Source organism: Arthrobacter sp. FW306-1B-F12A, assembly GCF_058781865.1.
The window spans coordinates 1-26291 of record NZ_JBYSXD010000057.1; the positions used below are offsets into that span (position 1 = coordinate 1).

Sequence of the window (26291 nt, forward strand, 5' to 3'; positions counted from 1 at the left end):
GATGAGGAAGGCGCATCAGCGGCCATGAGAACGCTCCTTGAAAACACCCAGCGCGCCGTCCACGACTACCTCGCCGTCACCATCGGGAAGGCAGGGAGCTTTTCTGCGCTGCCGCCAACAGCCGCGGCGTCCGCGTAGTCGCGAACCGTTCCTCCCATGGCGGCATAGGGGTCGAAGGAGCATCGGTTCCTTCGACCCCTGCCGCGTCAACGTCCGATGCGGCATTCCCGCCCAACTGCCGAAAGGCGTGTTCCCCGGGTTTCGGGGAACACGCGGAGCCCGAATGCATAATGCTCCAGGGGATCGACCGCACCCCCAATACCGTTCTGATCCCGGGGGGTGCTGCGGCACGTCATCCTGACTCGTCGGTCCGTTGTGCCTTCCTACACTCTCCCCGTTCGCGCGAGGGTGCGTGCTCCTACAGTAGCCGGGCCAAAGCGCATCAGTTGGCGGACCGGGTCAGGCCGCCATCGCCTAATGGGTGATGATGGGCTCCCGGGGGACGGTGGTAACGAGTTCCGGGAGCCCGTCGGTGACAATTACCTGTTCTCCCAGGGACATGGTCAAGCCGGCCTGCTGGTCAACCAGCATCATGTGCGTGAAGAAGGTCATGTTCGGCTCAATCACGACAGGGTTGTGGGCATAGATCATGGGCTGCTCCATCCACGTGGGCGGCCACACGGCGCCCATCGTGTAGCCGCACGCTGCAAGGGCGCTGTCCTCGAATCCATGCTTGGCAAGGGTCGCACGATGCGTCTCGTAAACATCCCCGAGCGTATATCCAGGTCGAAGCTTGCCCTGAACAGCCTCCAAGGCATCCCGGCAGGCCTCGTGCATCCTTAGATGGCGTGGGTCGATGTCGGGTCCTGTCAGCACGACGAACATATCCACGGCGTGATAGTGGCGGTATCCGGCCCCGAGTTCGAACGTCACCTGGTCGTTTTGACCGATCTTTTTCCGGCCTGTCGTGTAGCGTCCGTTCAGTGCGGACGCGCCGGCGCCGATCGGGCTCCGGTGTGCCGGCGGGTCACCGTCTTCTGAAAAGACTTTGCCCCACAGTTTGCCCATGAGATCGCCTTCGAATACGCCGGGGCGCACCCCGGCGATCGCTATATCCCTGCAGGAATCGACGATCTGCCCCGCCCGACGGATGTAGTCCAGCTCCCTGTCGCTTTTCACCAATCGAAGCTGCTGGACCAGGCCTGAGGCGTTGACGAGCTGGCACCAACCATCAAGCTCAGCTTCGATTTGCTGGTGCAGCTTCGGCGTTAGACCCATGGTGTCCAGCTGTATCCCTACACGTTTTCCCGCCATGCCGTGGCTCGCCAGCGTATCTTTGATTACTTTGCTGACAGGGTTGTTCTCGTCGTCGCGCCACACCCGGATATCCTCGCAAATGGAGGAGTACCGCACATTTGCCAGGTCCACGACCCGACTGATATGGGTCAGGCGTCCGTCCCGGTTCAAGAACATGGCGTGGAAAATGCAAAAACCGTCGGTGTCCAAGCCACAGAGCCAGTACATGTCTTCGATCTTGAACAACAAGATTCCGTCAAGATCCGACTCTGCCAGTGCCGCCACTGCGGCCGCCTGGCGGAGGCTGAACTCCTCAAGGCTGAAATGCTGGTTATGAGGTGCCATATGAATCCTCCATTTGCTAATGCGAGCGTAGGGTCAAGCAAGTTTGATCGGGTGGTGTCCACCATGAGCGCCGCGAGAGAGCCGTACACCGGGATCTCAGAGACGTTCTGACGGTCTGTCGACGGTCGAGCTGGACGACGATGTCGGTTACAAACAATGTCGCTGACAATGGGTGTGCAAGTGTCCGATGAGGTGCGCCGCCCCGACGGGGCCGCCTCAGACGGTCAATGATTAAGCGCTGGCCCCTTCGACTTTTTCGGTGAATCCGTGTTCCTGTTCCTTCACCAAAAAATCGTACGAGCGGCTGCCAATGCCCACGACGGCCGCAACGACGCCTATCACGCACATCACTGCAAGGTAGATGGCCGGTGCGATGAGGCTCCCGCTAGCGGTGAGCCAGGTTGCCAGCAGGGGCGCGGTGCCGCCGAAGATGCCGTAGGCCACGTTGTAGGACAGCGCCCCGGCCGTGCCGCGGACCCGTGCAGGGAACAACTGCACACACGCCAGGCCAGTGATGACTGCATTGGCTCCAAGGCACACAGCGAAGACGGCGACAATGAGGCAGGCAAGGACAAAGTCGACGCTCTGGAACAAGAGGAACGCGGGGATAGCCCAGATAGCCATGACGGCCATGGAGGTGACGGCGACCCGCTTCATTCCGAGCCGGTCGATGACGGGTCCGGCCAGCAGGTTCACCACCAACGCAACCATAGAGGTCACCACGCCTGTGAGGAGCGATTGGGTCGGAGTGAAGTGCCGCGAGCTGGTCAGGAAGGAGATCAGGAAGGTGACGCTGAGGAAGTAGCCGAGCGAGCACGCCGTGGCCCATCCAACCATGATCAGCATGCCCTTCTTCGCGATCCTGAAAGCCTGCCTCAGCGGTGCCGGCTCGACTTCACCGGCGCTGAGCATCGCCGCAAAAACAGGGGAGTCCTCGACCCGAAGACGAAGATAGAGGCCGATCACCGCCAACGGTGCCGCCGCGAGGAAAGGTATCCGCCAGCCCCACGACAGCAGCTGATCTGACGTCGTCGTTGAAGTCATCAAAATGCACACCAGGGACCCCAGTGCGAATCCTGCATACGATCCTGCTACCGCAACGCCTGAGTAGCGTCCTCGCTTTTCAAGCGGCGCGTGTTCAACAACATAGGTCAGCGCCGAAGTGTACTCACCGCCTGCAGCCAGACCCTGGACGAGCCGGCACAGCAGAAGCAGCGCCGGCGCCACGATACCCACTGCGCCGTATCCGGGCAGCACGCCCATGGCGATGGTTGCGGCGCTGATGAGGCCGACCGAGGCGATGAGCGACTTCCTGCGCCCGATCTTGTCTGTCAGGCGGCCGAAGACAATGGCGCCTACCGGCCTGGAGAGGAAGCCCACGGCGAATACCGCGAACGTCGAAAGCAGGGCGGCGGTGGGGTCGGTTTTGGGGAAAAACAGTGCGGCGATCGTGGTGGCGAAGTAGCCGTACAACACGAAGTCGTACCACTCCACAACATTGCCGATGGTACCGGCGAACAACGCCTGCCCTCGTGTGCGGGCATCCATGGGTCCTCCTGTAAGCAAAGGGACGGTTCGAGCCTCTGTTCAGGCGATGGTCACGAGCTGAGTACCTATCTGCCGCTCTCCTCTGATTGATGAGTCATGGCGGCTTCCAAAGCCCAGAGATCGCAAAGCACCGAACCACCCATGCAGGGATGTGTTGCGGGCGCACTGATCCAGACGGACTTCTTTTCACATCTTGCCGCACCTGTTTATGGGCACCCGTGAAAGGCCTGGGTGGTGAAATCGCAACCCGTTCCAATGTGGTCTGAGGCACAGTAGTATTTTACAACACAAGCTAGAATACTAGGTGGCACATGTCAAGGATGTGTGCCATCCTTGGCTCAGCAGGCCACGATATTTCCGTCCAAGGCTCCTGATCAATGGTCAACGCGGTTCAGCCCGAAGAAGACCAGCGGATCTCGGGGGTGACGGCGTGAAACGGACGGGTCTGCTTCTTGGCGGGGAGGTTTGCTGAACCGGATCTCCGTGGTCCGGGCGAGGTGCATTGCTTTTCCTACCCGGAGGCAATCTTGAAATTGACTGCAATGCGGCGTCGTTGCAAGTTTGGGAAAGGATTCTGATGTCCCGTAGAACGATGGGTGTCTCTGCCCACCGCCCGCCGGCCTCCGCGCCGGGGCAGGCGTCCGGAGAAGAGCGGCTCGCGCGTGACCTCGCCGCGGTTTTGGGCAACGACGCCGTGACAACACGGCCGCTGGACCTGTACGCAAACGCCCATGACGCGTCACCGTATCTTCTGATCCCCAGCGTTGTCGCCTCGCCTGGCTCCGCGGACGACGTCGCAGCAATGCTCGGCGTCTGTGCACGCCACGAAACGCCTCTGACGTTCCGCTCCGGAGGGACAAGTTTGTCCGGCCAAGCAGTGTCCTCGGGTGTCCTGGCCGATACGCGCCGAAAATTTGGGGCGATCGACGTAATGGACAACGGAGCGTCGGTGCGTGTTCAACCTGGAGCGACCGTCCGTGCGGTCAACCAGAGGCTTGCGCGCTACCGCCGCGCGCTCGGCCCCGACCCGGCGAGTGAAATCGCCTGCACGATCGGCGGAGTCATCGCCAATAATTCATCGGGCATGCATTGCGGCACCGAGGCCAACACGTACCGGACCCTGCGGTCCATACGGTTCGTCCTGCCCTCCGGGACAATCATCGACACGGGGGTTCCGGGCGCCTCGGCTGAATTCTCCGCCCGTGAGCCGGCTCTCTATCAGGGCCTGCTGCGCCTGCGACGCCGTATCCATGCCTCAACGGTCTCCGTGGAACGCATTCGCCAGCAGTTTTCAATGAAGAACACCATGGGTTACGGCCTGAATGCCTTCCTTGACTACGAGGATCCCCTCGATATCTTTATGCATCTCTTGGTAGGTTCCGAGGGCACCTTGGCCTTCGTCGCCGAAGCCGTCTTTGACACGGTTGAAGTGAAGCCCCATATCTCCACAGGACTTCTGGTCTTTTCCAGCGTGCACGCAGCAGCAACTGCGGTGCCCGAACTTGTGAAAGCCGGTGCTTTGACGGCTGAGCTCATGGACGCGACGTCCCTTCGGGTTGCATCCGGCTTGTCCGGATGCCCCGAACAGATCCGGACCCTGGACCTGCCTGACCCGGCGGCGCTGCTCGTGGAATTCGCCGCAAACAAACCTGAGGAACTCAACGGCACGGTTCACGAGGCGGAGAAACTCTTCGCGGAGCTGGGACTGGCCCTGCCGGTAGCGATGACTCAGGATTCGCGCGAGAGGGCAGCCCTATGGAAGGTACGCAAGGGCCTGTACTCGGCAGTGGCCAGCGCCAGGCCCTCGGGCACGAGCCAACTGCTCGAAGACATTGCCGTTCCCGTCCCAGCCCTGGCCAGCACATGCAAGGACCTGGCCCGGCTCCTCGCCGAGCACGGATACCGGGATTCAGTGATTTTCGGCCACGCGAAGGACGGAAATCTTCACTTCATGCTGAATGAGGCCTTTGGCGGTGACCAGGATACCCGTCGCTGGGAAAACTTTACCGAAGACCTCGTTGACCTGGTCCTGGGAGCAGCGGGAACGCTCAAAGCCGAGCACGGAACCGGTCGCATCATGGCCCCCTACGTGAGCCGCCAGTATGGCGCCGAACTCTACGGAATCATGTGTGAACTCAAGGATCTCGCTGACCCGCAAGGGATTCTTAATCCCGGAGCAGTGCTCTCCGGTGACCCACGGTCCTACCTGGACAATCTCAAGGAGACCGCTACCGTCGAAGAAGAAGTTGACCGGTGTGTGGAGTGCGGCTACTGCGAACCCGTGTGCCCCTCGCGGAAGCTCACACTCACCCCCCGGCAACGCATCACCCTGCGCCGCGATGCCGAAGTCGCCAAATCCAAAGGCGACCACGAGCTGGCACGCCGGATTCTCGAAGGCTATGACTACGACGGCGTATCAACCTGTGCCGTCGACGGCATGTGCGGAACCGCCTGCCCGGTTGGCATCAACACCGGCGACTTGGTCCGGAGGCTACGGGCAGAAACGGCAGGGAAGGCCGAGTCCGCCGCCTGGTCCGGTGCAGCACATGCATGGGATCCCGCGTCCCGTATCGGGGGAGTGGCGATGACTGTCGCCAAGGCCCTCCCCGGCCCATCTGAAGCAATTACCAACGTGGCCCGGAAATTCATCGGTCATGCTTTTCCCGCCTACGATTCTTCCCTTCCGACCGGCGGATCCAAGCGGCCCGTACGTCGCGACACGGACGCCGACGCTGTGCTTTTCGCGGCCTGCATCGGAACCATGTTCGGCCCGGAAGACCGCCAAGGATCAGCAGGCGTATCGCACGCTTTCGTCGAAATCTGCGACCGTGCCGGAATCCGCCTCCGTACACCGGAGAAGCTCGCTTCGATGTGCTGTGGCACTCCCTGGAAGTCAAAAGGAATGACTGCCGGCTGGGAACACATGCGGGGCATCGTCGTACCTGCGCTGCTGGCGGCCAGCGAAGGCGGGCGGTTGCCAATCATCGTAGATGCCTCATCCTGCGCTGAAGGCCTGGAAGTCATGCTGCGATCGGCTGCTGAAAAGTCAGACCTCCGGGTTATCGACGCCATCGAATTCACCGTGGACCTCCTGCCAAAGCTGCAAGTACAGCAGCGCATCTCCTCAGTCGCGCTCCACCCGACCTGCTCCAGCACCATCGCCGGAACAGCCAACCATCTGGTCACGATCGCAGAGCACTTCTCTGACGAGGTGTTCACCCCGATCGATGCTGGCTGCTGCGCCTTCGCCGGAGACCGCGGACTGCTGCATCCGGAACTTACAGCCTCGGCCACGGCGCCGGAGGCTGCCGGCATCGCACAAGCCGAACAGGCCCGCGGCGACCGATTTGCCGGGTACGCCTCCTCAAACCGGACCTGTGAAATAGGGCTGACCCGCGCAACCGGCCGGCCGTACCAACACATCCTGGAACTGCTGGCTGCAGCCACCCGTCCGTAAGGGCCCGGCGGCACCGGAGGTAACGGGGTCAATGCAGCCAGGAATCGCGGGACTATTCGGGGGCCTTGGGTGCAGGCCATGGACGAGTCCGTTCCCGATCCGCACGATGTTCGTGAACAAGCTTCAGGATTTCATCATGCCCACCTCCCCGGGCTTCTTCTGCGAGGGATACCCGATGGACGGTGTCCCGTTGATCCCCAATTGATCCCTACTTTCCCTAAAGCTAAAAACCTATGAGATCACATGTCAAGGTTTGTAGGATAGGATGGGAGCATGCGGAGGCCCGGGGACGATCAGGAGGACGGCAATGAGTAGCTGGAGGGAACAACTGGCGTTCGGCCGATTGGAAATCGCCGAACGTGGGGAAGAAATCGGCGATCGGCTTCGCCATGCGATCGAGCTGGGATTGCTCGAAGACGGCGAACAACTACCCAGTGAAAGTGATCTGGCAGCCATGATGGGTGTCTCCACACAAACGCTTCGCACCGCTTTGGCTGATCTTCGACATCAGGGGTTCATTGAGACACGTCGCGGCCGGGGAGGGGGAAGCTTCGTCAAGGCAAACGGCAGGAACCCGCAACGCGCCCACAGGGAAAGGCTCCATTCCTATTCCCTTGAGGATCTACGCGATCTGCGTGAGTATCGCGCCGCATTGACAGGCGCAGCGGCCGCCGCCGCGGCTACCAGAGCCCGGCAAATACCCTTGGAGAGACTAGCTGCCCTGGCTGGGATAGTCGAGGAAGTAGTCGAGCCGGCCGACGTAACGCGAGCAGACAGCCGCTTCCACATTGAACTCGCATCTGCGTCAAGCTCAGTACGCCTCACCCGTCAGGAGGTCGCCCTCCAGGCCGAAGTCGGGGCGCTGTTGTGGTCACCTTCGACAAGCGCTGGTCATCTGGTCGCTCAAGAACACGTCGCGATCGTCGAAGCCATACGCGTCGGCGATGCCGGCAGGGCCCGCATCCTAGCCGAAGAGCACGTTCGCCATGACATGAATCGGCTCATCGATCAACGGATGGCTCTTGACCTTGCAGGTCCGATTGCTGCTACCGAAACGGATCGGGCCATTCAAAGCATCGACGCGCTGACAGAGAGAATAACGGTCACCGCCAGCTCGGCTCTCCAGGTTGTTCAGGACACCGTTTCCGATCTTCTGGACGAGCCAGGCGCCGGGTCCGATGCCCTTGGCGAACTGGATAGTGTCCTGCGCCGGACCCTGGGGGAGGCCTCGCCTACCTTGAACGGTTTAGGCATCTTTTTGACCGATCCATCGTTTTTCGGAGAGACAGGCTTCGTTTGGTACTACAAGCCGCTCGGTATGGAAACGCCCCAGCGCGTGTACCAGGATCTGCAGTACTACGATTTCCGCGCAACCGCATGGTGGCCTGAGGATGAAAGTACCGGTCTCCACACAAGCCATGCATATGTCGACGCCAACGGCCACGCCTACATCATCGATTTCACCAAGCGAGTAACAACTCCCGACGGCCGGCTGATCGGCGTAGCGGGTGCAGATGTCTTGGTAAGCCACCTGCAAACGGCCTTTGCACCGCTGCTGGCACCGCTCCCACAGGGATCATCGATCATTGACCGGAACGGCGTCGTCATCGCCACCAACTCCGGCCGCATGGTCGGCGGGGCATATCCCCCGGCCGAGTCAGCAGAAGACAAATCCGGACCCACTCCGGCTCCGTGGCGCCTGCATCTTGTCTAACATGCGCCGGTGACATTCGAAGCCGGGGGCGATGCAAAGCCATCGCCGCGGCTTGCCCGGCACGGGATTACACCCGTCCGCAATTGGTCCACCCTTACTGGATGCGGCCGAAGTCATCAACGCTACCTGGATAGGTCTCAGTCTCATCGAAGTAAAGCCCCGCCCATGGACTGCAGCTCCACGGACCCCGGCTCAAGCCGTCCTCGAACGGAAGCGGCCGCCGTCGCCGAGGTGGAGTCACCAGCAAAGGATCCATGCGATGACCAAAAACGCCGGCGAGAAGCAGGCTGTACGCAGTGCTCATCATGTCCGTCCTTAAGAAATGCACGCGGGGGGATCCTGGCTGGGCCCACCTGAGCCGCGCTATAACTTCTCCTTCTCAGTTTAAACATATGAAACCAGATGTCAATGGTATTATTTAGTGAGATTGAATTTCGGCCTCTTGGACGCCTCCGTCAATCGGCGGCTGCTCTGCATGGCCGCCAAAGCGGCACTGGCAAAGTTCAGTCAGTACAGAGAGGAGAATGCCCATGCGAATTGTCATTGCACCGGACTCGTTTAAAGGCACGGTCGCGGCCCACGATGTTGCCTTGGCGATCCGTGACGGCTGGTTGGAGGTCCGCCCGGGAGACTCCATGGATCTGATTCCCTTCGCAGATGGAGGGGAGGGCACGCTGACGGCGCTTGCGGGCGCCGAACCGCGTGCGATCTTCCATAACGTGACGGTCCGCGGACCGGCAGACCGGGAGGTACACGCCAACTGGGTCGAGCTTCCCGGCAAACGCGGGGTGGTGGAGCTCGCCAACACCAGCGGCATAGAATTGCTCGACGCTTTGAGGCCAGGGAACGCGCACACTTGGGGTTTCGGCCAAGCCATAGCGGATGCACTGAACCATGGAATGGAGTCGCTCACCCTGGCCATTGGGAGCAGTTGCTCCACGGATGCCGGGACCGGGATGCTGCGCGCGCTGGGTGCGGGCTTGTTTAACGCGTCGGGAGAACCCTTGCCCCTGGGCGGGGCTGCACTCACCGATTTGTCATCTTTAGACCTTGGTAGTCTGTCTCCGCTGCCGCCCGGGGGTGTAATGGTTTGTTGTGACGTCGATGCACCTCTGCTTGGTCCCCGTGGAGCGGCAGCAGTGTTTGGACCACAGAAGGGAATCCGTGCGTCAGAGGTGGAAAGCTACGAGTCTGCCTTGGCGCACTTTGCCTCGTTCCTTCCAACCGTCGATATGGAGGCAGCGGGATCCGGAGCTGCGGGAGGAACGGGCTTCGGCTTGCTCGCTTGGGGTGCAGCGCTCGTCCCCGGTGCGGTTGCGGTCGCCGAGGCTCTCAACGCCGATGAACGCATTCGCGCAGCAGACCTTGTGATTACCGGTGAAGGCCGGTACGACGGACAGTCCGATATGGGCAAAGCACCGGCGCTCGTGCACACCATTGCGGGCCGGCACCGCAGACCAACCGCTTTGGTCGCCGGGACCATAGCATCCGTACCGGACCGCTGGGGGCATGCTCTATCGCTTGCGGATCTGGCCGGCTCCGTCGATTCCGCGATGACGCAACCATCTCACTGGCTCCGCGAAGCGGGACGACAGTTGGCTACCGCCATCACAATGTCACCAGTCTCGTCGGACACGGACACGGACACGGCGTTGAACCGGACGGAAGGCGGGGAAGAAGGACAGAGCGCCAGAACGGCGCCGTTGGAATAAAAAGGGCATCGAAAGAGACTTCGGGGTCCAGTCGCCGGGCACTGCGCCCCCGCCGCACGGCGCGTCCCCTGGGTGTTCTGCTCTCCGGCACCGGCTGCAGGCAGCCTCGATTCAGGTTCAACGCTATGGGTGACAGGGTGCTGTGCTGGCTGAAGGCCAGGAAGTTCCAGACCGGGACTGCCGTCCCGCGGTTGCGATCGGCCTGATTCCGGATCACAACGAAGCCGACGCACCACCGGGAGGCCGGAAGCATCCGGTGGTGCGCCGCACTTATGATCGTGCCCTGTCGGCCCACACTTCAGGGTTTACCGGGTGGTCGGGCCTTTGACCGTCCGCCATTGCCACAATCACACAGCATTGAGAGCACCGAGCTGGCGCCATTTCAGCGCAAACGGAGACGGTGGCGCTGCCGATCTGGGAACGCAGAACGGGATGTCCCAAGGCGGCCAGACCCGCTGCCAGTTTCAGCTCGTCTTCGTAGACATCCAGGCCGCCAGCGGCACGGTTCCCGCTTGGCAGAGCATCGCCGAGAGCTTCTTCGTGAACTATTGGTCCCCGGGCGGTGTTAATGCGGATCGCACCGGTCTTCATCTTGGCCAGGAAGTGTCATCAACCAGATGGCGTGTGCCTTTCGTCAGTGGAAGATACGGTATCTGGCAGAGGAATGGAAAGCTGTCCACCCTCATGAACGGCCCCACGGATCCCTGAAGGGCATGACCCCGGAACGCTACCGGGAAACCCGGACGCGATAACGGAAATTAGCTACCGCATGGACGATGGACGGATAACGGGGCCCCAATCAGTGTCAACCGGCTTGCATTCCGAGACGCCTCTCAACATCTTGCCTGGCCTGGTCGAAGGGACGGACGAGGAACTCCCTATGGTCGCCGCCGTGATGGTGAAGGACGTCCGATCCGGACGATGACCCGTGACGATGAAGCACGTAAGACCGCGCGCGTTCGACCAGCGCACCAATGTGTTCCAGCGCCTGGCTATCCGCGGCTGACTCCCGATCGCCACAGGCTAGGTACACAGGAGACGTGTGCGCCATTATTGATCGTTTCCATTCGTCGCGATGCCGCGTCAGATGCTCGGGGCCACCACCACCTACGCGCGCGGACATCCAGCCAGGGGCATTAACGTCGATATCCTCTTCGAGCTCCAGTTGGAAGGCTCCGGATTCGTTCTCGGTGCTTGCCACTACTTGTCCGGAATGCACAATCTCAAGCCGATACATCGGCAAGATACTGCGGGCTCTGGCCCGCACTGTGACTCGATCGCCACGCTCGGGCAAGCGGAGCGTATCGCCTATCGCAGCGCCGTCGACGTAAAAGTCCAAGATCGGTCCGCTGGTCATGTAACTGCCACCAGCCTTGAGCGCGTTGCACCAGGACTCGTATCCGAAGTCATCGTTGGCCTTCAGGCGCACGTAGGTCCGGGAAAGTCCAATCGGCACATCATTGGACATCTTGTCGGTTCCGCCCACGATCGGCACACGGTAGCCGGCATTCAGGTAGCGGTAGTAGTGGGCGAAACCGGGATCGGAATCGGTGGCCACGGATTCGATCGCGTCGATGCGGTTCGTGGCGATCAGCGCTGCCTGTTCCCCTAGTGGCACCGAGAAATGCGGCAGCACGACCGTGCCGCCCTGTGCGTGGCAGCGGTCGGCCCAATCAGAGAGCGTGGTTTCCAGGCTGCCGCCCATGACCGCTTCGTTGGGTCCGTCGGTGGACCATGGCATCACAGGGTCGGTGAGTCCCAGCAGGCTCAGATGCCCCAGGAAGTGTTGGCGGTTCTCTTGAGAGGTGAATAGTATCGTCGAGCCGTCGTCGCTGGACACGGGACGGCCGAGGAAGTCTTCTATGTTGCTGAAATGGCTGCCCCACTGCGTCTGCAGCAGGTGCACGACCGAGACTCCTTCGGCGGACGCTTCCTTAAGGGCTCCGAAGCTGGACGCGAAGTGAACATGGGTGTCTCCGCTGTACCAGCGGTCCTTGTTCGGATCAAACCGACGTTTCAACCGGAAAACTAGTTCACGCGTATCGTGGTCGACGGTGATTGTCTCGTCAAGCGCCGCGTATTCGAAACCGCGAGCTGCCCGGACCCGGACCTTTCCTCTGGGCAACCAACCTTCACAACGGCCCTCGACGTAGGCGTAGGTAGTGCGTCCAAGACGGACGTCAGCCCCCACGTCGATGTTCCAGCTGGAGAGGTCGCTGTTGACGTGCTGATGGTGTCCATGCGGCTGATACGGAACACCATCGGGCGTACTGAAGTTGACGCGACAGGGGATCGGGGTGCCGCTTGCGTCGTCAACAATTTGTGTCCGCACCCAGTTACGGCCCAGCTCAGTGATCCGCAGGGGTGAATCGGCTTCGACGTTGCGTCGGAGCTGTCCCCAGCTTGCCTGTGACACGGTTTCTGTGCCCGCGCCCAGCCGTACCGTCCCGGACCCAACCGAGGAGACCCTCGCATATGCGCCTACCACCGCCGAACCTGCCCTGTCTCCCCATGCCGAGAATGGATCATCAGGCTCCGGCTGGGCCAGGAGAGCTGTGGTGTAGCTGCTGGTTCCGCGGTCAACGCTGATGGCGAGATCGGAACCGTCGCCAAGGTAGCCGCCAGGCACGTCCGCCACGACGGCGCGCTCACGATCGGGGCGCAAGGGATGCTCGTCCACGAACCCGATGCACAGGCCACCGAGCTCAAGTGCCCCGTGGACGGCTTCGATCCGGATTTCGGCCAGGTGGCTGTCGTGGTGGGGGTTCTCCCACGTCCATAGCCAGTAGCGCCACCCTCCTCCTACATTTGCGCAGTGGTCGGCCCAACGACCTGCGCCTACTACTTCGGTCTGCCGCAAGCCGGCCAGTCGAAAAGGGCCGTTGTCCCGGTCGGGCAGGGTATCGTCCTGGTCGGGTACTGCGAGGCTTGGGAGAACTGCACGGCTGTGGTAGACCTCACCCAACCAGGGCATGCCAATTTCAAAACCTTCGCGGATCGGGACACGAACCACTTGTCCGTCCGTGAACGTGAACGTGTACATGCCATTCTCACGCCCGACGGGGCGATCTACCCAGGTAAGGTCGTCCCGGACCCTGTGGGCGAAAGTGAGCGTCTTCGGTTCCCGGTCAGCCGACGTCAAGGACAGTACCACGGAACCACCGGCATCTACCCTGAGGGCGCGTCCGCTGTCATTTGCTTCAGCGAAGAGGAACGGTAGTCCGTGGAGCAATGATGGCCCGCGTCGGATCGCAACTCCTGGGGCATCGACGTCATCATCGACGTTGACGTACTTTGTCAGGTCGAATGCCCGGTAGTTTTCCTGTGGCATGACAGTCCTTTCGTTGTTGGGCGCCTCGTCGTCATTCCGGTCCGAAGGGCAGACTTCCTGGACAGCGCATATTCAAGGGCGTTGGGCGACATGGCCTCCTCAGGCTGTTCCCTTGCGCCCCCTCCGGCTCCGCGATGCTGAGACTGCCCAGACCAGCAGCAGCAGGGCGACAAGAATCAGGCCGGCGTCGCCGAGTTCGATTTCGCCGAGCCAGGTCGTGACGGGGTCTTCCAGGTCGAAGGCTGCGTTCATGAATCCGCCGAGCGTGATCACGGAAATGAACAGTGCCGAGATCGCGGAGATGCCCGTGATCACGACGTTGAACCCAAGCTTGCGCTGCGGGTTGTGGATGGCCGATTTGTACATCTTCATCATGGCTACGCCGTTGGCCGAGTCGCACAGGGTCATCGCGGCGGTGAACGCAAGGGGCAGCGCCATCAAGGCCAGGGGCGAGACTCCGGCGAAGGACGCCGTCGCGGTGATGACCAGCAGCCCGATGGTTGTGGCGGTGTCGAACCCCAGGCCGAACAGGAAGCCGATCACGTAGATCGTCCGTGGCCGCTCCACCTTGGACAGCGCCTTGGAAAGGAGCCTTGCCACGAATCCCTTTACCTCGAGGTCTTCGTCGCGCAGGCTTCCGCCTGCCTGGACCGTGCGGTAAACCTGCGCCGCACGTACGAACGCCGATCCGTTGAACAACCCCATCGCGAGCAGGAACAAGCCCGATACGCCGCTGCCGATCAAGCCCAGGATCTTGTTGCCGGTGCTGCCGTCCTCCATGAACTGCCCGATCATCGTCGTACCAGCCACCACGAGCAAACCGGCCAGCACCACCACGGAACTGTGTCCCAGGCTGAAGGCAAACCCCACGCTCACCGGATCCTTGCGCTGCGCAACGAACTTCCGGGTGGAATTGTCGATCGCGGCAAGATGGTCCCAGTCGTAGCTGTGCTTGATACCCGCAACGTACGCCGTGACCACCAGGCCAAGAGCCAATGGCGCGCCTCCCGCCGCACCCAGCAGCAAAAGCACGACGGCGGCGGCATGCAAAGCGACCACGGCACCTAACGTGATGAGCAGCCGGGTTCGGAAGGACAGTGTGTCGCGCTCCCGGTACATAGCGGCGAACTCGGTCAACGTCGTCATCAATAGTTCCTTAGGTTCAAGAGTTCCTGCCCGAACCATAGCTTCCCGGAAGGCCAATGCAGGGGCCCGGCAATTCGTTGATTTCCTGGGTGCATTGACCCCGGATCCCACACACATTTCAGGGCGGCACCCGCCGTCGGTTGTTATGTAAACCGGTGAAGCGTGATGCAATGCGTCTGTCCGATTGGATCCGGACCTCAACGATGCTTGCCCCTGGCAGCAATCGCTGACAGGGGCAAGCTTGCTCGGATCACTCGAATCTGACAAGACACTTCGTGCATCCGTTTGGGGGATGACGCGGGCCATCTTGTGCGGGACCGGATATTCCGGAGTGATCGGTTTCCAGTAACCCAGCTGTGGCGCTTATACCCGGGAGAACTCGCGGGGACCCTTCACCAGGGGGATCAGCTGGCTTGGGCCGTATCCGACGATCTCAATTACTGTTTCTTCGTCCTTCGATCCGTCCCAGTGCACTGCACCTGCCGGGTGGAACATGTAGCTTCCGGGGGCCATGGCGACGGCGGTGTCGGGGTCGAAGGTTTCGCTGGTTCCTGCGTACCAGGTCCCGGAGAGTACGGTGATGTGCCGGTCTTCAGGGTGGTGGTGTGGCAGGCTCATCACGTTCGGGGGCCACTTGATCCGGATCACGTAGAGACCGGGTTCGTGGGGGTCGCCGTGGACGTTCATGACGTTGATGCCGTATTCGTAGGCAGGTGTCCACTCCTCCGTTCCGGGTTGAAGGGTGACGAACTCGCATTTGCCGCTGACGGCGTGGTTGGTTTCACCGCACATGGTATCTCCTGGTCCTTCGTAGGGTTGAATGGGTGCTGCGGGGCACATTAGTAGCCAATGGTCGGATCGGACTGGAACAGAAGTGGTTCGCCGTCGATGTAGCGGCGCATGTTCCGGAAGAGGATGTCCAGGCACTGGATCATGTACTGGTCATCGTCCTGGGTCCCGGTGTGCTGCGTTATGACGAGATTTGGCGTGTCCCACAGTGGAGATGATTCCGGGAGCGGTTCCTGAGGCAAGCCGTTGACTACTGCGCCGCTGAGGTGCCCGTTCGTCAGTTGCTCGCGGAGCGCATCCCAGTCGATAACGTCTCCGCGGGCGTAGGAGACCAGGCCGGCGCCGGGCTTCATCAGTTGCAGTTCGCGCTGGCCGAGCAGGCCACGGGTCTGGTCGGTGGAGGCCACTCCCAGGACGATGTAGTCCGAACGCTGCAGTACCGTGTCGATTCCGTCCGGGCCGAACATTTCGTTAATGTTCGGGTGGCTTTCTCCCGTACGGCGGACACCGAGGGTCGTCATGCCGTGCTGTTGTGCCAGCCCGGCGATGGCAGCACCGATGTGGCCGACTCCGATAACACCGAGGGTCTTGCCCTGAAGTGGTGTGGCGAAATACCGCTCCCACTTGTGCTCACGCTGGTTGCTTGTGTAGGCGGGCACAAACGTGTTGAGCATGAGAAGGCCCATGAGTCCGTACTCGGCGGCGATGGGCATGTGCGCACCGGAGCTCTTGGTGAGAACGGCACCCTCAGGTAGCCAGTCAAGAGGGAGGAGGTGATCGATTCCAGCGCCGATGTAGTTGACCCATTTCAGGTTGGGTGCTTTGGCCAGCAGATCACGGGGCAGTTCCCGGCCCATCAGGGACCCGTAAAGTACCTCGGTGTCTTGCAGGACTTCCTCGAAGTCCGAATCAGTGCCGATCCTGATGTCCAGGTGGTCGGCGAGATCACCGTATGGCTCCAGCGCGGTCTTGACGCGTTCCGGCGTGATGTCGTAGACCTCCCGCAAAGAGCCGACGTTCTCCATATGAATTTTTATGCGACGCATCCGTTGTTTCCTGTCTTGGTTGCTCAGCGGGGGTGGCTGAGGGAGAGAAATGTTGTCAGTGTGGTTGATGATCGAGCGATCGATTGCTTCATGGCACTGTTCTGCAGGGTTTGCATCAGTGGGTGTTGTCGGTTCCGTCCCATTCATGGCCGGCGAAGGCCCGGTACATGGATTGCTGGGCCCAGATCAGACCGCGCTCCTTGTCCTTCAACAGGGGAGCCCCGCCGAAGAAGCCGGCAGGCATGGTGCTCTGCACGGACTCTCCGCCCTCGTAGTCTTGCTCCAGAGCGAGGTTGATGCTTGCCTTACGGGCCGCAATGGTCTCCACGCTCGTGCCAGGAAGGCCCAGTGCCTGGATTTCCTTCAGCGTGGTCGTGGTGCTCAGAGGGATGTTCCTCACGATGTTCATGATGGGGCCCTGGATGAAGAACTGCGTGTGCGGCCACAGGTGGTAGATGAAGTTCGCGTCTTTGAGGTTGTCGAGTTGCCCCTTGGGCGGGCTGATGTGGAGCTGCCAGTCCTTGAACAGATCGATCCGGTAATTTTCGCCGGTCTCGTAGTTGCTGGCATACTCCGGGTGTACTGACGCACAGTGGTAGCACTCGACGCTGATGTCCAGGATCAGTTTCCAGTTGGCCTGGACCGTGTGGTCCCAGCGGTCCGTCAGCTGGAAAGCGCTGAAGTCATGGTTCAACCACTCCGAATTTTCGGTAATTTGACCGAAGGTCGGCGAAGCGCTGAAGGGCTCAGGGTTCTCACCAAAGTTCACGAAGATGAACGGACCGAAGGTCTCGATGGCGCCTCGGAATAACGGGAAGTTCGCCTTGTCAAAGCCGGCTTCCGGGTCGTACTTGGGCGCGCCGCGTAGTTCCCCGTCGAGGGTCCAGGTCCAGGCGTGGAAGTGGCATTGCAGCGTGCGTTCGTTGCCCTCCCCTTGGGCTACTTCGTGGCCGCGGTGCCGGCAGACGTTGACGTAGGCGTTTAGTCGTCCATCCTTGCCTCGGACGATCAGCACCGGGATGCGACCGACCCGTGTTGTGAAGTAGTCCCCGGGGTTCGGGATCCGGTCGGTGTGTCCAACGTAGTGCCATTCCCGGTGGAAGATGAGTTCCATCTCGAGGTCAAAGATCGACGGGTCAGTGTAGAACTCGGGGGTCAGAGGCGTGCGGCTCTCCAGCGTGCGCCCGAGAGCTTCTGTCACGGCTGCGCGTCGTGATTCGTCGATTTGATTGGTCCGGGGCTGGAAGCCGGCTGCTGTGGGTGTGCAAGTCATCTGACATTCCTCCTAATGAGTCTCCGCAGCGGAAGACATGAAATCGGTTGGTGAAGGCTGAGGGCGCAGACGGGACGATGCGGGTCTCGCGCCGAAGGGATTCCGGGGTCTGGACGCCGGGAATTACTACGGGAAATCATCGGTCGGTCCGTAGCCGGCAATCTGGATGACGGCCTCTCCGTCTTTGGATCCGTCCCAATGCACGGCTCCTGCGGGCTGAATCATGTAGCTGCCAGGTCCCAGCGCGCGGCTTTTGGCCGGATCGAAATCGTCATCGGCACCGACAAACCAGGTTCCGGAAAGAACGGTGACGTGCCGGTCATCGGGGTGGCTGTGCGGCAGGCTCATCACGTGTGGTGGCCATTTGATACGGATTACATAGATGCCCGGTCGGGTGGGATCGCCGTGGACGTTCGTGACCTGCAGACCGAGTTTGCCTTGAGGCTTCCATTCTTCGGTTTCCGGGGGTAACCACGCGAACTCTGTTTCTCCGCTTACTCCGGGGCGGGATGGCGCTGTTTCCGGCATGGTGCCCTCTCCGTTGACTTGCTTCTTTTCGTACACCCGGTGTCCTAGAGATCCAGGACAAGGCAGGAGGACCGCGATCGGCTGACGCAGATCATCATCGAGGTGCCGGCCGCACGCTCGTCCTCTTCGAGGTAGTCATCGCGGTGATCGGGTTCACCGCGGAGCACCTTTGTTTCGCAGGTGCCGCAATAGCCTTCCCCGCAGGACGACAGCACCCCGGGAAGTACTTCGCGGACGACTTCCAGGATGGTGCGTTCGGGAGGAACGGTAAGGGTCTTTCCGGACCTGGCGAGTTCGACTTCGAACTGACCGTTGTTCGCCGGATCCTCAGGAAGGGCCGTCGTCGGCTGCGCTCCGAACCGTTCCACATGCAAGTCACGGGGCGGGTTCGAGGCGGCGCAAGCGGCTTCGGCTGCTGCGATCATCGGTTCAGGGCCACAGCAGTAGTATTGGGCGCCGTCCGGGCCGGCCGCAGTAATCGCGGCAAGATCGATGATGCCGTGGACGTCCTGTGGCACAACGTGTACATTCTTCGGGTCGAGCTGGGCCAGTTCGTCCAGGAAGGCCATGTGCTCGAGGGTCCGTGCACCGTAATACAGCGTCCACGGTGTGCCGCTGGCGATGGCCGCGTGGATCATCGGCAGGATCGGCGTGATACCGATTCCGCCCGCGAGGAACACGTAGGCCGGCGCAGGGTGAAGAGCGAAGTTGTTGCGGGGCCCGAGGATGTCAATGGTCTTGCCCTCAAGGGCTGAGTCGTGAACCTCGACTGATCCGCCCCGGCCGGTGTCCACGCGGAGTACCGCCACACGGTAGCTGTGTGGATCTTCAAGGGAGCCACACAGGGAGTATTGGCGGACCTGGCCGCTGGGCAGGATCAGATCGATGTGATCTCCAGGGGCCCATGCAGGGAGTTCGGAACCGTCCGGGTCCACCAGGGTCAGGCTCAGGACTGCGCTGGCTTCCTGGGCCGTCTTCTCGACGAGGAGCGTCCGGCGGCCGGTCTTCTTTTCGATAGCCGCTACTGCCGCCATTTGACGACCGCCTTAGCTGTGCAGTGTTTCGAGAATTTCATGGTCTTGGCCTTCGGTTGGTTTCTGAGTTGGGGGTGCGGTCCAACAAGGCTGGTAGGCCCCCGCGCCGCAATCCGTGCCGGGGATGCAGCCTGCGTGTAGCTGGATCCCGGTTCCGATTGGATGAAATTAACTATAAACCTGTGAGATCACATGTCAAGGGCTAAGATGAGGGAAGGTTTATCCAACAAGATTTGCTGCTGGCGCCACGATGAGGCATGTGCTTTGCAGGTGGTTCCCGGGGCGTCGCGACCGTCAACGAAATGATGTGGACTACATGGCCTTGCCAACCGAACCGCAACAGCCCGGTTCCGTCACTGGGCGGAGCGGAATGTTCATCGCATTGAGCTCGCGGAATTTCCGCCTTTTGGCGCTGGGTTTTCTGTTGGCCAATACCGGCTGGTGGATGCTCTTCACCACGCAGAGCTGGCTGGTGCTCAACCTGACCGGCAGTGCCGCGAGCGTCGGGCTGACCGGCGCGCTGGTATATGTGCCGTCGGTGTTTTTCGGGGTGGCCGGGGGAGTGATGGCCGACCGCTATCCAAAACGCCGGATTTTGCTTTCCTACTTTGTTGGGTGGGTGTTGAGTACCGCCCTCCTCGCAGGTCTTGCACTGTCCGGCACGGTGCTGGTGTGGCAAGTGCAGCTGATCATGGCAGGAATCGGTATTGTCATGGCCTTCGGGTTCCCGGCGTTCCACCCCTTGGTGGCCGAGACTGTCGAACCTGCGCATGTCCGCGGAGCCATTAGCCTGACGTTTTCGTGCGCGCAGCTCGCGGCACTGATCGGCCCGGCAACGGCGGGGCTGCTGATCACTTCGATTGGCCCCGGCGACACCCTTCTCGCTGCCACGGCCTGCTATGCGGTGCCGCTTGTCACCCTGGTCCGCCTGCGCACCGGCGAGCTACGCAGCCCGCTGCCAAGCGGCCACGAACGCGGGCGGTTGAATGCAGGTCTGCGGTACGCAATGAGGCGGCCGGATGTCCTCTGGCCGACAATCCTCATTGGCCTGTTCGGCATGTTTACCACCAATCTGCCGGTAACCCTGGCCGTCTATGCCAGATCTGTTTTCGAATCGGGCCCAGGCGGCTACGGCCTTCTTACTACCATCGTGGCCGTCGGCGCGCTGGGAGGAACGCTTATTTCGGCCAAGCAATCCCACACGCGGTTGCGAAGGCTCGCCTTGTTCGGGGGACTGCTGTCGGTGCTTTACATCGTCTCGGCCGTCGTACCGGATCTGCCCCTCTTTTGCATACTCCTGCTGGGCGTCGGGGCGTTCACTTTGCTGCTGCAAGCCTCATGCAACTCCACCGTGCTGATGGCCGCCCATGGCAGCATTCGGGGGCGGGTCATGAGCATCTACATGACGGTCTGGTTCCTGGGTATTGCTATCGGTGGACCGGTGCTGGGATCGATCGATCAACATTTCGGTCCTCAATCGGGGATGCTGCTGGCCGGCCTCCTTCCGGGAAGTGCCACCTTGCTGGTCGCATCCTGGCTGGCCTTTCGCCTGCGCATGGTACGGCGCTCAATCCATCGATGGCGGGATCCGGCCCCTCAGCAGTGCCCGGCGAGTCCGGGATTGCCAGGGGATCCATGGGGAGGCCCGGGAAGGCTCGTTTCCGCACCCTGGGCAGGTCTGCACGTCGAGGATGAAATTGAGCCCAATCCGCACGATCTTCACGGTTCTGCCTAGATGAATAGGATCCGAGCGTTGATCTCCTGGTGCCCGCCCGAATAGTGCGGGTACCAGGAGTTTGAACAAAAACCTTGACACATTCCACCTAGTATTCTAGCTTGTGTTGTACGCAACAAAGCTGTGTTGCAGACCACACAATCGGGAGAAGACCGATTTGAAGACTCTTCCGAGGACCACATTCAGGTCCAATCAGCAATGAAGTGACAGAGCCCGCACTACCGCCGACCGCAGAAGTGTCAGCGCGTGGCTCTGGTTCAGATTGATCAGAATCCTGATCTCTTCCACTCGTTATTGATCCGGACCCCGTTCGTAACCAATCACCCGTGACTGCCGGTTCCCCTCGAAGGGGAGGTGGGATCGTCACATCCGCTTCAGGAGGACCCATGGATGCCCGCACCCGACGGCAGGCTTTGTTTGCCGGTACCATCGGCAATGTTGTGGAATGGTACGACTTCGTGTTGTACGGCTATTTCGCCACCACGATCGCCGCACTGTTTTTCCCCAAGACCGACCCCGCCGCAGCCCTGCTTTCGACGTTCGCGGTCTTCGCCGTGGGCTTCCTCTCGCGGCCGGTAGGCGCCATTGTCTTCGGCCGCTTCACTGACAAGATCGGCCGGAGGAAGTCACTGATCGCCTCGGTCGGCCTCATCAGCGCCGCAACCATCGCCATGGGCGTGCTGCCCGGGTACGGCGCTGTCGGTGTCCTGGCGCCTGCGCTGCTTCTCGTGTGCCGGCTCGTCCAGGGCATCGCTGCCGGCGGTGAATACACCTCTGCACTGACGTACGTTGTCGAACACGCCCCTGCTGGAAAGCGAGCCCGATTCGCCGGCATTGCCGTGGCCGGATCCTACGGAGGGTTTGTCCTCGGGTCCCTGGTGTGCATCCTGATGACCTCGGTCACCACATCCGGGCAGCTGCTTGAATGGGGCTGGCGCATACCGTTCCTCGCGGCCGCCCCGCTCGCCATCCTCGGCCTGTACCTGCGCCTTCGCGTTGAAGACTCACCTGTTTTCGCTGCGATGCTCCAAGCCGGTGAAGTCGAACCCGCTCCGCTGAGGCAGACCTTCAAGATCGCGAAGAAGAACATGCTGATCATGATCGGCTGGGCCACGGCCTGCTCGATCGGCTATTCCCTCAGTGTCACCTTCCTGATCTCCTACCTCACCAGCACACGCCATTTCACTCCAACCCAGTCACTGCTGACCGGCGTGGTCACCTCAGTGGTGGCCCTGACCGTGAACCTGATCGCCGGACCCATCATCGACAAGATCGGCATGAAGCGGGTGGCGGTGACCTCAATGGCCGTCATGGGCATCTGGGCGATCCCCGCGTTCCTGCTGTTCCAGCAGGTCGACGTCGTGGCTGCCTGCTTCATCGTTGCGGTCTTCGCCGTATGCCTGGGCGCCAACGCCGTCATGACCGGCCTGGCGTGTGTGCAGTTGTTCCCTGCGAAGGTCCGCGGCACGGCCGGGGCCCTGTCCTACAACATCGCCTACGGGATCTTCGGCGGCACCGCACCGTTCATCGCGACCTGGATCAGCTCGACATCAGGAGGAAGCCTCCTGGTCACCGGCATCTACTTCGCCGTCATCTGCGTCGGCGGAATCGCAGCCGCCTTCGGAATCGGCAGTAAGTCGTTCGACTTCCTTGCAAAGGAAGACAAGACACTGCTCCCGGTCCTCGACACACGGGACGACGTGCTGGAAGCCAACGCCTGAGCAGACGAGGAGCTGGTTCCTTTACCACCCCTCGGCTCAGCACGGACTAACGGCAGTCACGTACCACCTGGCCCGGATCAACCCGGCGGCCATCAGTGCAACGACTCACTGATGGCCGCCGGGTTCCCGCGTCAACACCCGAGAAAAAGAAGAATCCACCGGGAAACCTTTCCCGCCAACGCACGCCAAGACTCGTCATAAGTTTCGGCCACTGCGGACCGGATTCAGAGCCGCTGACGGAGGTCCGCGATGCGTAGCCCCGCAAAAGAGCTCTTGTGCCCCCGAAAAACCGCAATGGCTGACAAGGAAGAACATGAAGACCATCGTTCTTGACGACGACCCCACAGGGACCCAGTCCGCAACCGGGGTCACCGTCCTTTTCGACAGCACAACCGACCTGCTCGCAAAGGCCCTTCAGGCGGCGCCGTCCGTCTACGTTCAAACCAATAGCCGCGCACTCTCCGAAAAAGAAGCCGTTGCCCTCGCACGCAAGATCAAAAACGACGGAGAATCCGCTGCCGAGCGTCTCGGGGAGCAAGTCCGGTTTGTCCTGCGAGGGGATTCGACCCTTCGGGGCCACGTCTTCCCGGAGACCGAGGTCTTCCTCAGCGACGATGCCGTCATACTTTTCGTGCCCGCTTTTCCCGAAGGCGGCCGTACAACGCGTGACGGCATCCACTACGTCCGTATCGAAGACAAGGACATTCCCGCCCACGAGACCGAATACGCCCAGGACCCGGTCTTTGCGTTCTCGAGTGGAATCCTTGCCGAATACGTCGCAGAAAAATCCTCGCGCACCCCGGTCCTCGTCACTGCCGATCAGGTTCGAAACGGCGAACTCACGCAAATAATCGCTGAGGCTCCTGCGGATTCCGTCATCGTCCCGGACGCTGCTAACGCGGGGGATATTTCCGACATCGCAAAAGCCGTCGATGCCGTGACCGCGATGGGTCGACATGTTGTAGTCCGATCCGCGGCCCCACTTGCAGCAGAGCTGGCCGGCGTTGCCAGTACACGGTTGCTCCCGACCCCGATTGTGGACTTCGCCGAACGCGTTCTCATAGTCTGCGGTTCCCACACTCAAGGTGCCACCTCCCAGCTGAAGCCAATCGAAGCCTCGTGGGGAAATCCTGCTGTCATCCACACTGCGACTGCCCTCGATGCTCCCTCTGTCGCCGGCCTGGAATCCGCCGACGCAGCGCGGCTTGCCTTCGATGGGAAGCCTGTCGCAATCCTCACCACGGAAAGGCAACGCTTCCCCGAGCACAACACCCTCATTCACGGCGAAAACGTTATGACTGCCCTTACGACGGCGGTTCGGTCGCTGTTGCCGGGTTTCAATATTGTCGTCGCCAAAGGCGGCATCACCTCCGCCGAAGTCGCCCGCACCGGCATCGGATCCAAATCAGCCCTCGTCCTTGGCCAGGTCCTCCCCGGCATCTCCGTGTGGCAAATGACGGACCGGGCAGGTCGCGAGATTCTCTATGTTGTGGTGCCCGGAAATGTCGGCGGACCGGACACGCTGGTAGGGGTCCTCAAGGCGTTGAACATCTTGGTCCCTGATCCGGTGTGATGGGGTCATGGGCGGAGCAACTCCGTTTCCGTGAGGGCCGATATGTTGTCCGCAGAGCGGTAAACATATGGCGCAATGCCAGCCAGTTTTGGATCCGCTGCGTGCTGTCGCACGCGGCATGGGCAAACGCGTATTCTCGGGCTGGCACAGACCTACCATTGACAGATGCCAGCTAGTATTCTAGCTTTCATAGTAGTTGATGAGGGTCCGTCAACTACTACATGCACTTCGAGGCCCGACCGGCTCGCACCTCAAACGAACTTGACTTCGCCCGTGAATGTTCCAGCCAGGTGTCCTTCCTCGCCGGTGGTCGGCTGTTGGAAGCTTGGAACCCTACGGAGTCAGTGGACCGGGCAGTTCATCGCCACAGCGACAACCGAATCAACCGCCTCAAAACCGATATGGACGAAACACGAACATGGGATTCAACGAAAACTTCGGTAAGTCAGGGCTGCTGGACACGCTCAGGGACGTGTATCACAAGCAGTCGGTCTTCTACCGCAACCTGCGTGAGACTGCAGAGCGCGAGCTTGGCCCCGGGGCCACCGCCGCGATCAAGTCCGGTCTGGTCGAGTACGGCCGCTGGCGGGCCATGACGAACAGGACTCAGTCCGCCGTTGTCGTCGCCGGCGACACGCCGAGCTCGTGGCTCGCCAATTGGGAGTGTGCGGACTTTCTCATGTTCAGCGTTGATGCCGGATTCTGCGTCGACCACAGTTCGAACAGGGTGTCTGCGACGATGTCCGCGCCACCGGAGCTGTCCTACTTCGAGCAGCACGAACAAGGCGATTGGTTGTCCGACTTCTGGGAATGGACCCTGCAGGGCGTGTCTGAGGAATTCGGCGGGTTGACGGCGCACGCGGGCCGGGAGGGGGACGGGACCTGGACGGTCGCATTCGAGGGTGAGGAGATCGAGGACGCGGCAGCCTCGCTCAGGGATGCTGAAGCCGGCTTCGCGACTCCGGCTCGCGCAATCGAGCTTATTCGTCAGTCCTCCATTCATAACGGTGCTCTCTACTTCTTCCTGGCTCGTTCCATCTTCGCCGCCTACGACGCCTCGGGAGAGATGAGTGTCCGCAGCGCGGTACGCGCCATTGGGCGGGAACGCGGTGCTGCTCTTCGAGCCGATCATCTGGGACGGGGGCTTCCGCTGAACATCAAGACCGAGATGGACAACTGGGATGGACCCCTTGTGTCCGTATGGCAGTGGAAGAAAGAGGGCACGCTGACGCCGAATACCTGGAAGCAGGAGTGCACGTGGTGCCCGTACGCTGCAGCGTGGAGCCAGTTCGGAGCTGAGGGCCAGAAGTTCGGCTACCTCTACGATGTCGAGCTACACACCACGCTGTATAACACGTACCTGCCCGGCACGGTGGTGCGCTGGGAGACGCTGAAGACACGCGGCGACGCAACCTGCGGCTTCCGGATCGAGGTTTCCGACGAGGCAATCGCGGCTGCGGCAGGGGCCGAAACACCGAGCCTTGCATGAGGACTATCCGATCCCGGGAATGGATTCTTTGATCCCCGCTGGATCGGGACGGACATACTCAAGCCAACTGAAGACGGCCAAGGCCCTCTCTGATTCGGGAAGCGATGGCCAAGCAGAACGCTGGCTCCTTCGCAACCCGGAATGACCGTGCGAGGTCCTTTGGGTGATGGAAGGTTCAATTTCTCGCCCACACGACCACGGACGCCGATGTTGCCGGTCCCACTGGGAGCGGGGATCCGCGGCACCCAGTTCCCGGCTTGATTCTTACTTATATCTTTTTCCAACTCAACGAGGAGTGAACAGTATGCAGCAACTCGCGCACCGGCTCGAACGCCTGGGCACCGAGACCGCCTTCAGCGTCGCCCAGGCCGCGGCCGCCTGGAAGGCGGAGGGGAACCGTGTGTTCCCCTTCCATCTTGGTGACATCAACATCCCCACGGCCGGGAACATCGTGGAAGCAATGAACCGGGCCATCGTGGACGGCTACACGGGCTACTGCCCCGGCCCCGGCATCCCGCAGCTGCGCGAAGCGCTGGCCGGGGACATTGGCTCGC

The 26291-nt window shown here is 61.3% G+C and carries 17 protein-coding genes and 1 pseudogene; 8 read left to right on the forward strand and 10 right to left on the reverse strand.

From position 1 onward, the window contains the following. Nucleotides 1-474: 474 nt before the first annotated feature. A complete protein-coding gene (locus AC3WJU_RS19840) occupies nt 475-1641 on the reverse strand; it encodes a M24 family metallopeptidase (protein WP_492260646.1) in 1167 nt (388 codons plus the stop codon). A gap of 231 nt (nt 1642-1872) precedes the next feature. Further along, a complete protein-coding gene (locus tag AC3WJU_RS19845; protein WP_492260647.1) occupies nt 1873-3189 on the reverse strand; it encodes an MFS transporter in 1317 nt (438 codons plus the stop codon). A gap of 577 nt (nt 3190-3766) precedes the next feature. Between AC3WJU_RS19845 and AC3WJU_RS19850 the strand changes: the two genes are divergently transcribed. From AC3WJU_RS19850 to AC3WJU_RS19860, 3 genes are all read left to right on the forward strand, one after another. Further along, nucleotides 3767-6646, forward strand: a complete 2880-nt coding sequence (locus AC3WJU_RS19850; RefSeq protein WP_492260648.1) for an FAD-binding and (Fe-S)-binding domain-containing protein — start codon at nt 3767-3769, stop codon at nt 6644-6646. 343 nt (nt 6647-6989) lie between these two features. Further along, on the forward strand, nt 6990-8360 hold the full coding sequence (locus AC3WJU_RS19855; protein ID WP_492260649.1) for a GntR family transcriptional regulator: 1371 nt from the start codon (nt 6990-6992) through the stop codon (nt 8358-8360). Nucleotides 8361-8890: 530 nt separating this feature from the next. Then, nucleotides 8891-10072, forward strand: a complete 1182-nt coding sequence (locus AC3WJU_RS19860) for a glycerate kinase (RefSeq protein ID WP_492260650.1) — start codon at nt 8891-8893, stop codon at nt 10070-10072. 270 nt (nt 10073-10342) lie between these two features. Here AC3WJU_RS19860 and AC3WJU_RS19865 read toward each other — a convergent pair whose 3' ends face one another. From AC3WJU_RS19865 to AC3WJU_RS19900, 8 genes are all read right to left on the reverse strand, one after another. Beyond that, on the reverse strand, nt 10343-10663 hold the full coding sequence (locus tag AC3WJU_RS19865) for an NAD(P)-dependent oxidoreductase (protein WP_492260651.1): 321 nt from the start codon (nt 10661-10663) through the stop codon (nt 10343-10345). Nucleotides 10664-10877: 214 nt separating this feature from the next. Then, on the reverse strand, nt 10878-13403 hold the full coding sequence (locus AC3WJU_RS19870) for a CehA/McbA family metallohydrolase (RefSeq protein WP_492260652.1): 2526 nt from the start codon (nt 13401-13403) through the stop codon (nt 10878-10880). A 99-nt stretch (nt 13404-13502) separates the two neighbouring features. Further along, nucleotides 13503-14549: a HoxN/HupN/NixA family nickel/cobalt transporter gene (locus AC3WJU_RS19875; RefSeq protein ID WP_492260653.1), complete on the reverse strand. Its 1047-nt coding sequence runs from the start codon at nt 14547-14549 to the stop codon at nt 13503-13505. A 363-nt stretch (nt 14550-14912) separates the two neighbouring features. Further along, on the reverse strand, nt 14913-15341 hold the full coding sequence (locus AC3WJU_RS19880; protein WP_492260654.1) for a cupin domain-containing protein: 429 nt from the start codon (nt 15339-15341) through the stop codon (nt 14913-14915). Nucleotides 15342-15388: 47 nt separating this feature from the next. Next, nucleotides 15389-16363, reverse strand: a complete 975-nt coding sequence (locus AC3WJU_RS19885; protein ID WP_492260655.1) for a D-2-hydroxyacid dehydrogenase — start codon at nt 16361-16363, stop codon at nt 15389-15391. A 136-nt stretch (nt 16364-16499) separates the two neighbouring features. Beyond that, nucleotides 16500-17657 carry an aromatic ring-hydroxylating oxygenase subunit alpha gene (locus tag AC3WJU_RS19890; RefSeq protein ID WP_492260656.1) on the reverse strand — a complete coding sequence of 386 codons (1158 nt, stop codon included), beginning with the start codon at nt 17655-17657 and terminating at the stop codon, nt 16500-16502. Between the two features lie 126 nt (nt 17658-17783). After that, entirely contained in the window at nt 17784-18221 is a 438-nt protein-coding gene (locus AC3WJU_RS19895; protein ID WP_492260657.1) for a cupin domain-containing protein, read from the reverse strand. A gap of 8 nt (nt 18222-18229) precedes the next feature. Next, the gene (locus tag AC3WJU_RS19900) at nt 18230-19219 is read right to left on the reverse strand and encodes a PDR/VanB family oxidoreductase (RefSeq protein ID WP_492260658.1); all 990 of its coding nucleotides are present in this window, start codon (nt 19217-19219) and stop codon (nt 18230-18232) included. A gap of 370 nt (nt 19220-19589) precedes the next feature. Between AC3WJU_RS19900 and AC3WJU_RS19905 the strand changes: the two genes are divergently transcribed. From AC3WJU_RS19905 to AC3WJU_RS19925, 5 genes and pseudogenes are all read left to right on the forward strand, one after another. Continuing rightward, nucleotides 19590-20954 carry an MFS transporter gene (locus AC3WJU_RS19905; protein ID WP_492260659.1) on the forward strand — a complete coding sequence of 455 codons (1365 nt, stop codon included), beginning with the start codon at nt 19590-19592 and terminating at the stop codon, nt 20952-20954. A 386-nt stretch (nt 20955-21340) separates the two neighbouring features. Next, a complete protein-coding gene (locus tag AC3WJU_RS19910; RefSeq protein WP_492260660.1) occupies nt 21341-22675 on the forward strand; it encodes an MFS transporter in 1335 nt (444 codons plus the stop codon). A gap of 313 nt (nt 22676-22988) precedes the next feature. After that, entirely contained in the window at nt 22989-24248 is a 1260-nt protein-coding gene (locus AC3WJU_RS19915; protein WP_492260661.1) for a four-carbon acid sugar kinase family protein, read from the forward strand. 418 nt (nt 24249-24666) lie between these two features. Next, the gene (locus tag AC3WJU_RS19920; RefSeq protein ID WP_492260662.1) at nt 24667-25737 is read left to right on the forward strand and encodes a hypothetical protein; all 1071 of its coding nucleotides are present in this window, start codon (nt 24667-24669) and stop codon (nt 25735-25737) included. A 304-nt stretch (nt 25738-26041) separates the two neighbouring features. After that, a pseudogene (locus tag AC3WJU_RS19925) lies at nt 26042-26291 on the forward strand (pyridoxal phosphate-dependent aminotransferase); the annotation flags it as partial.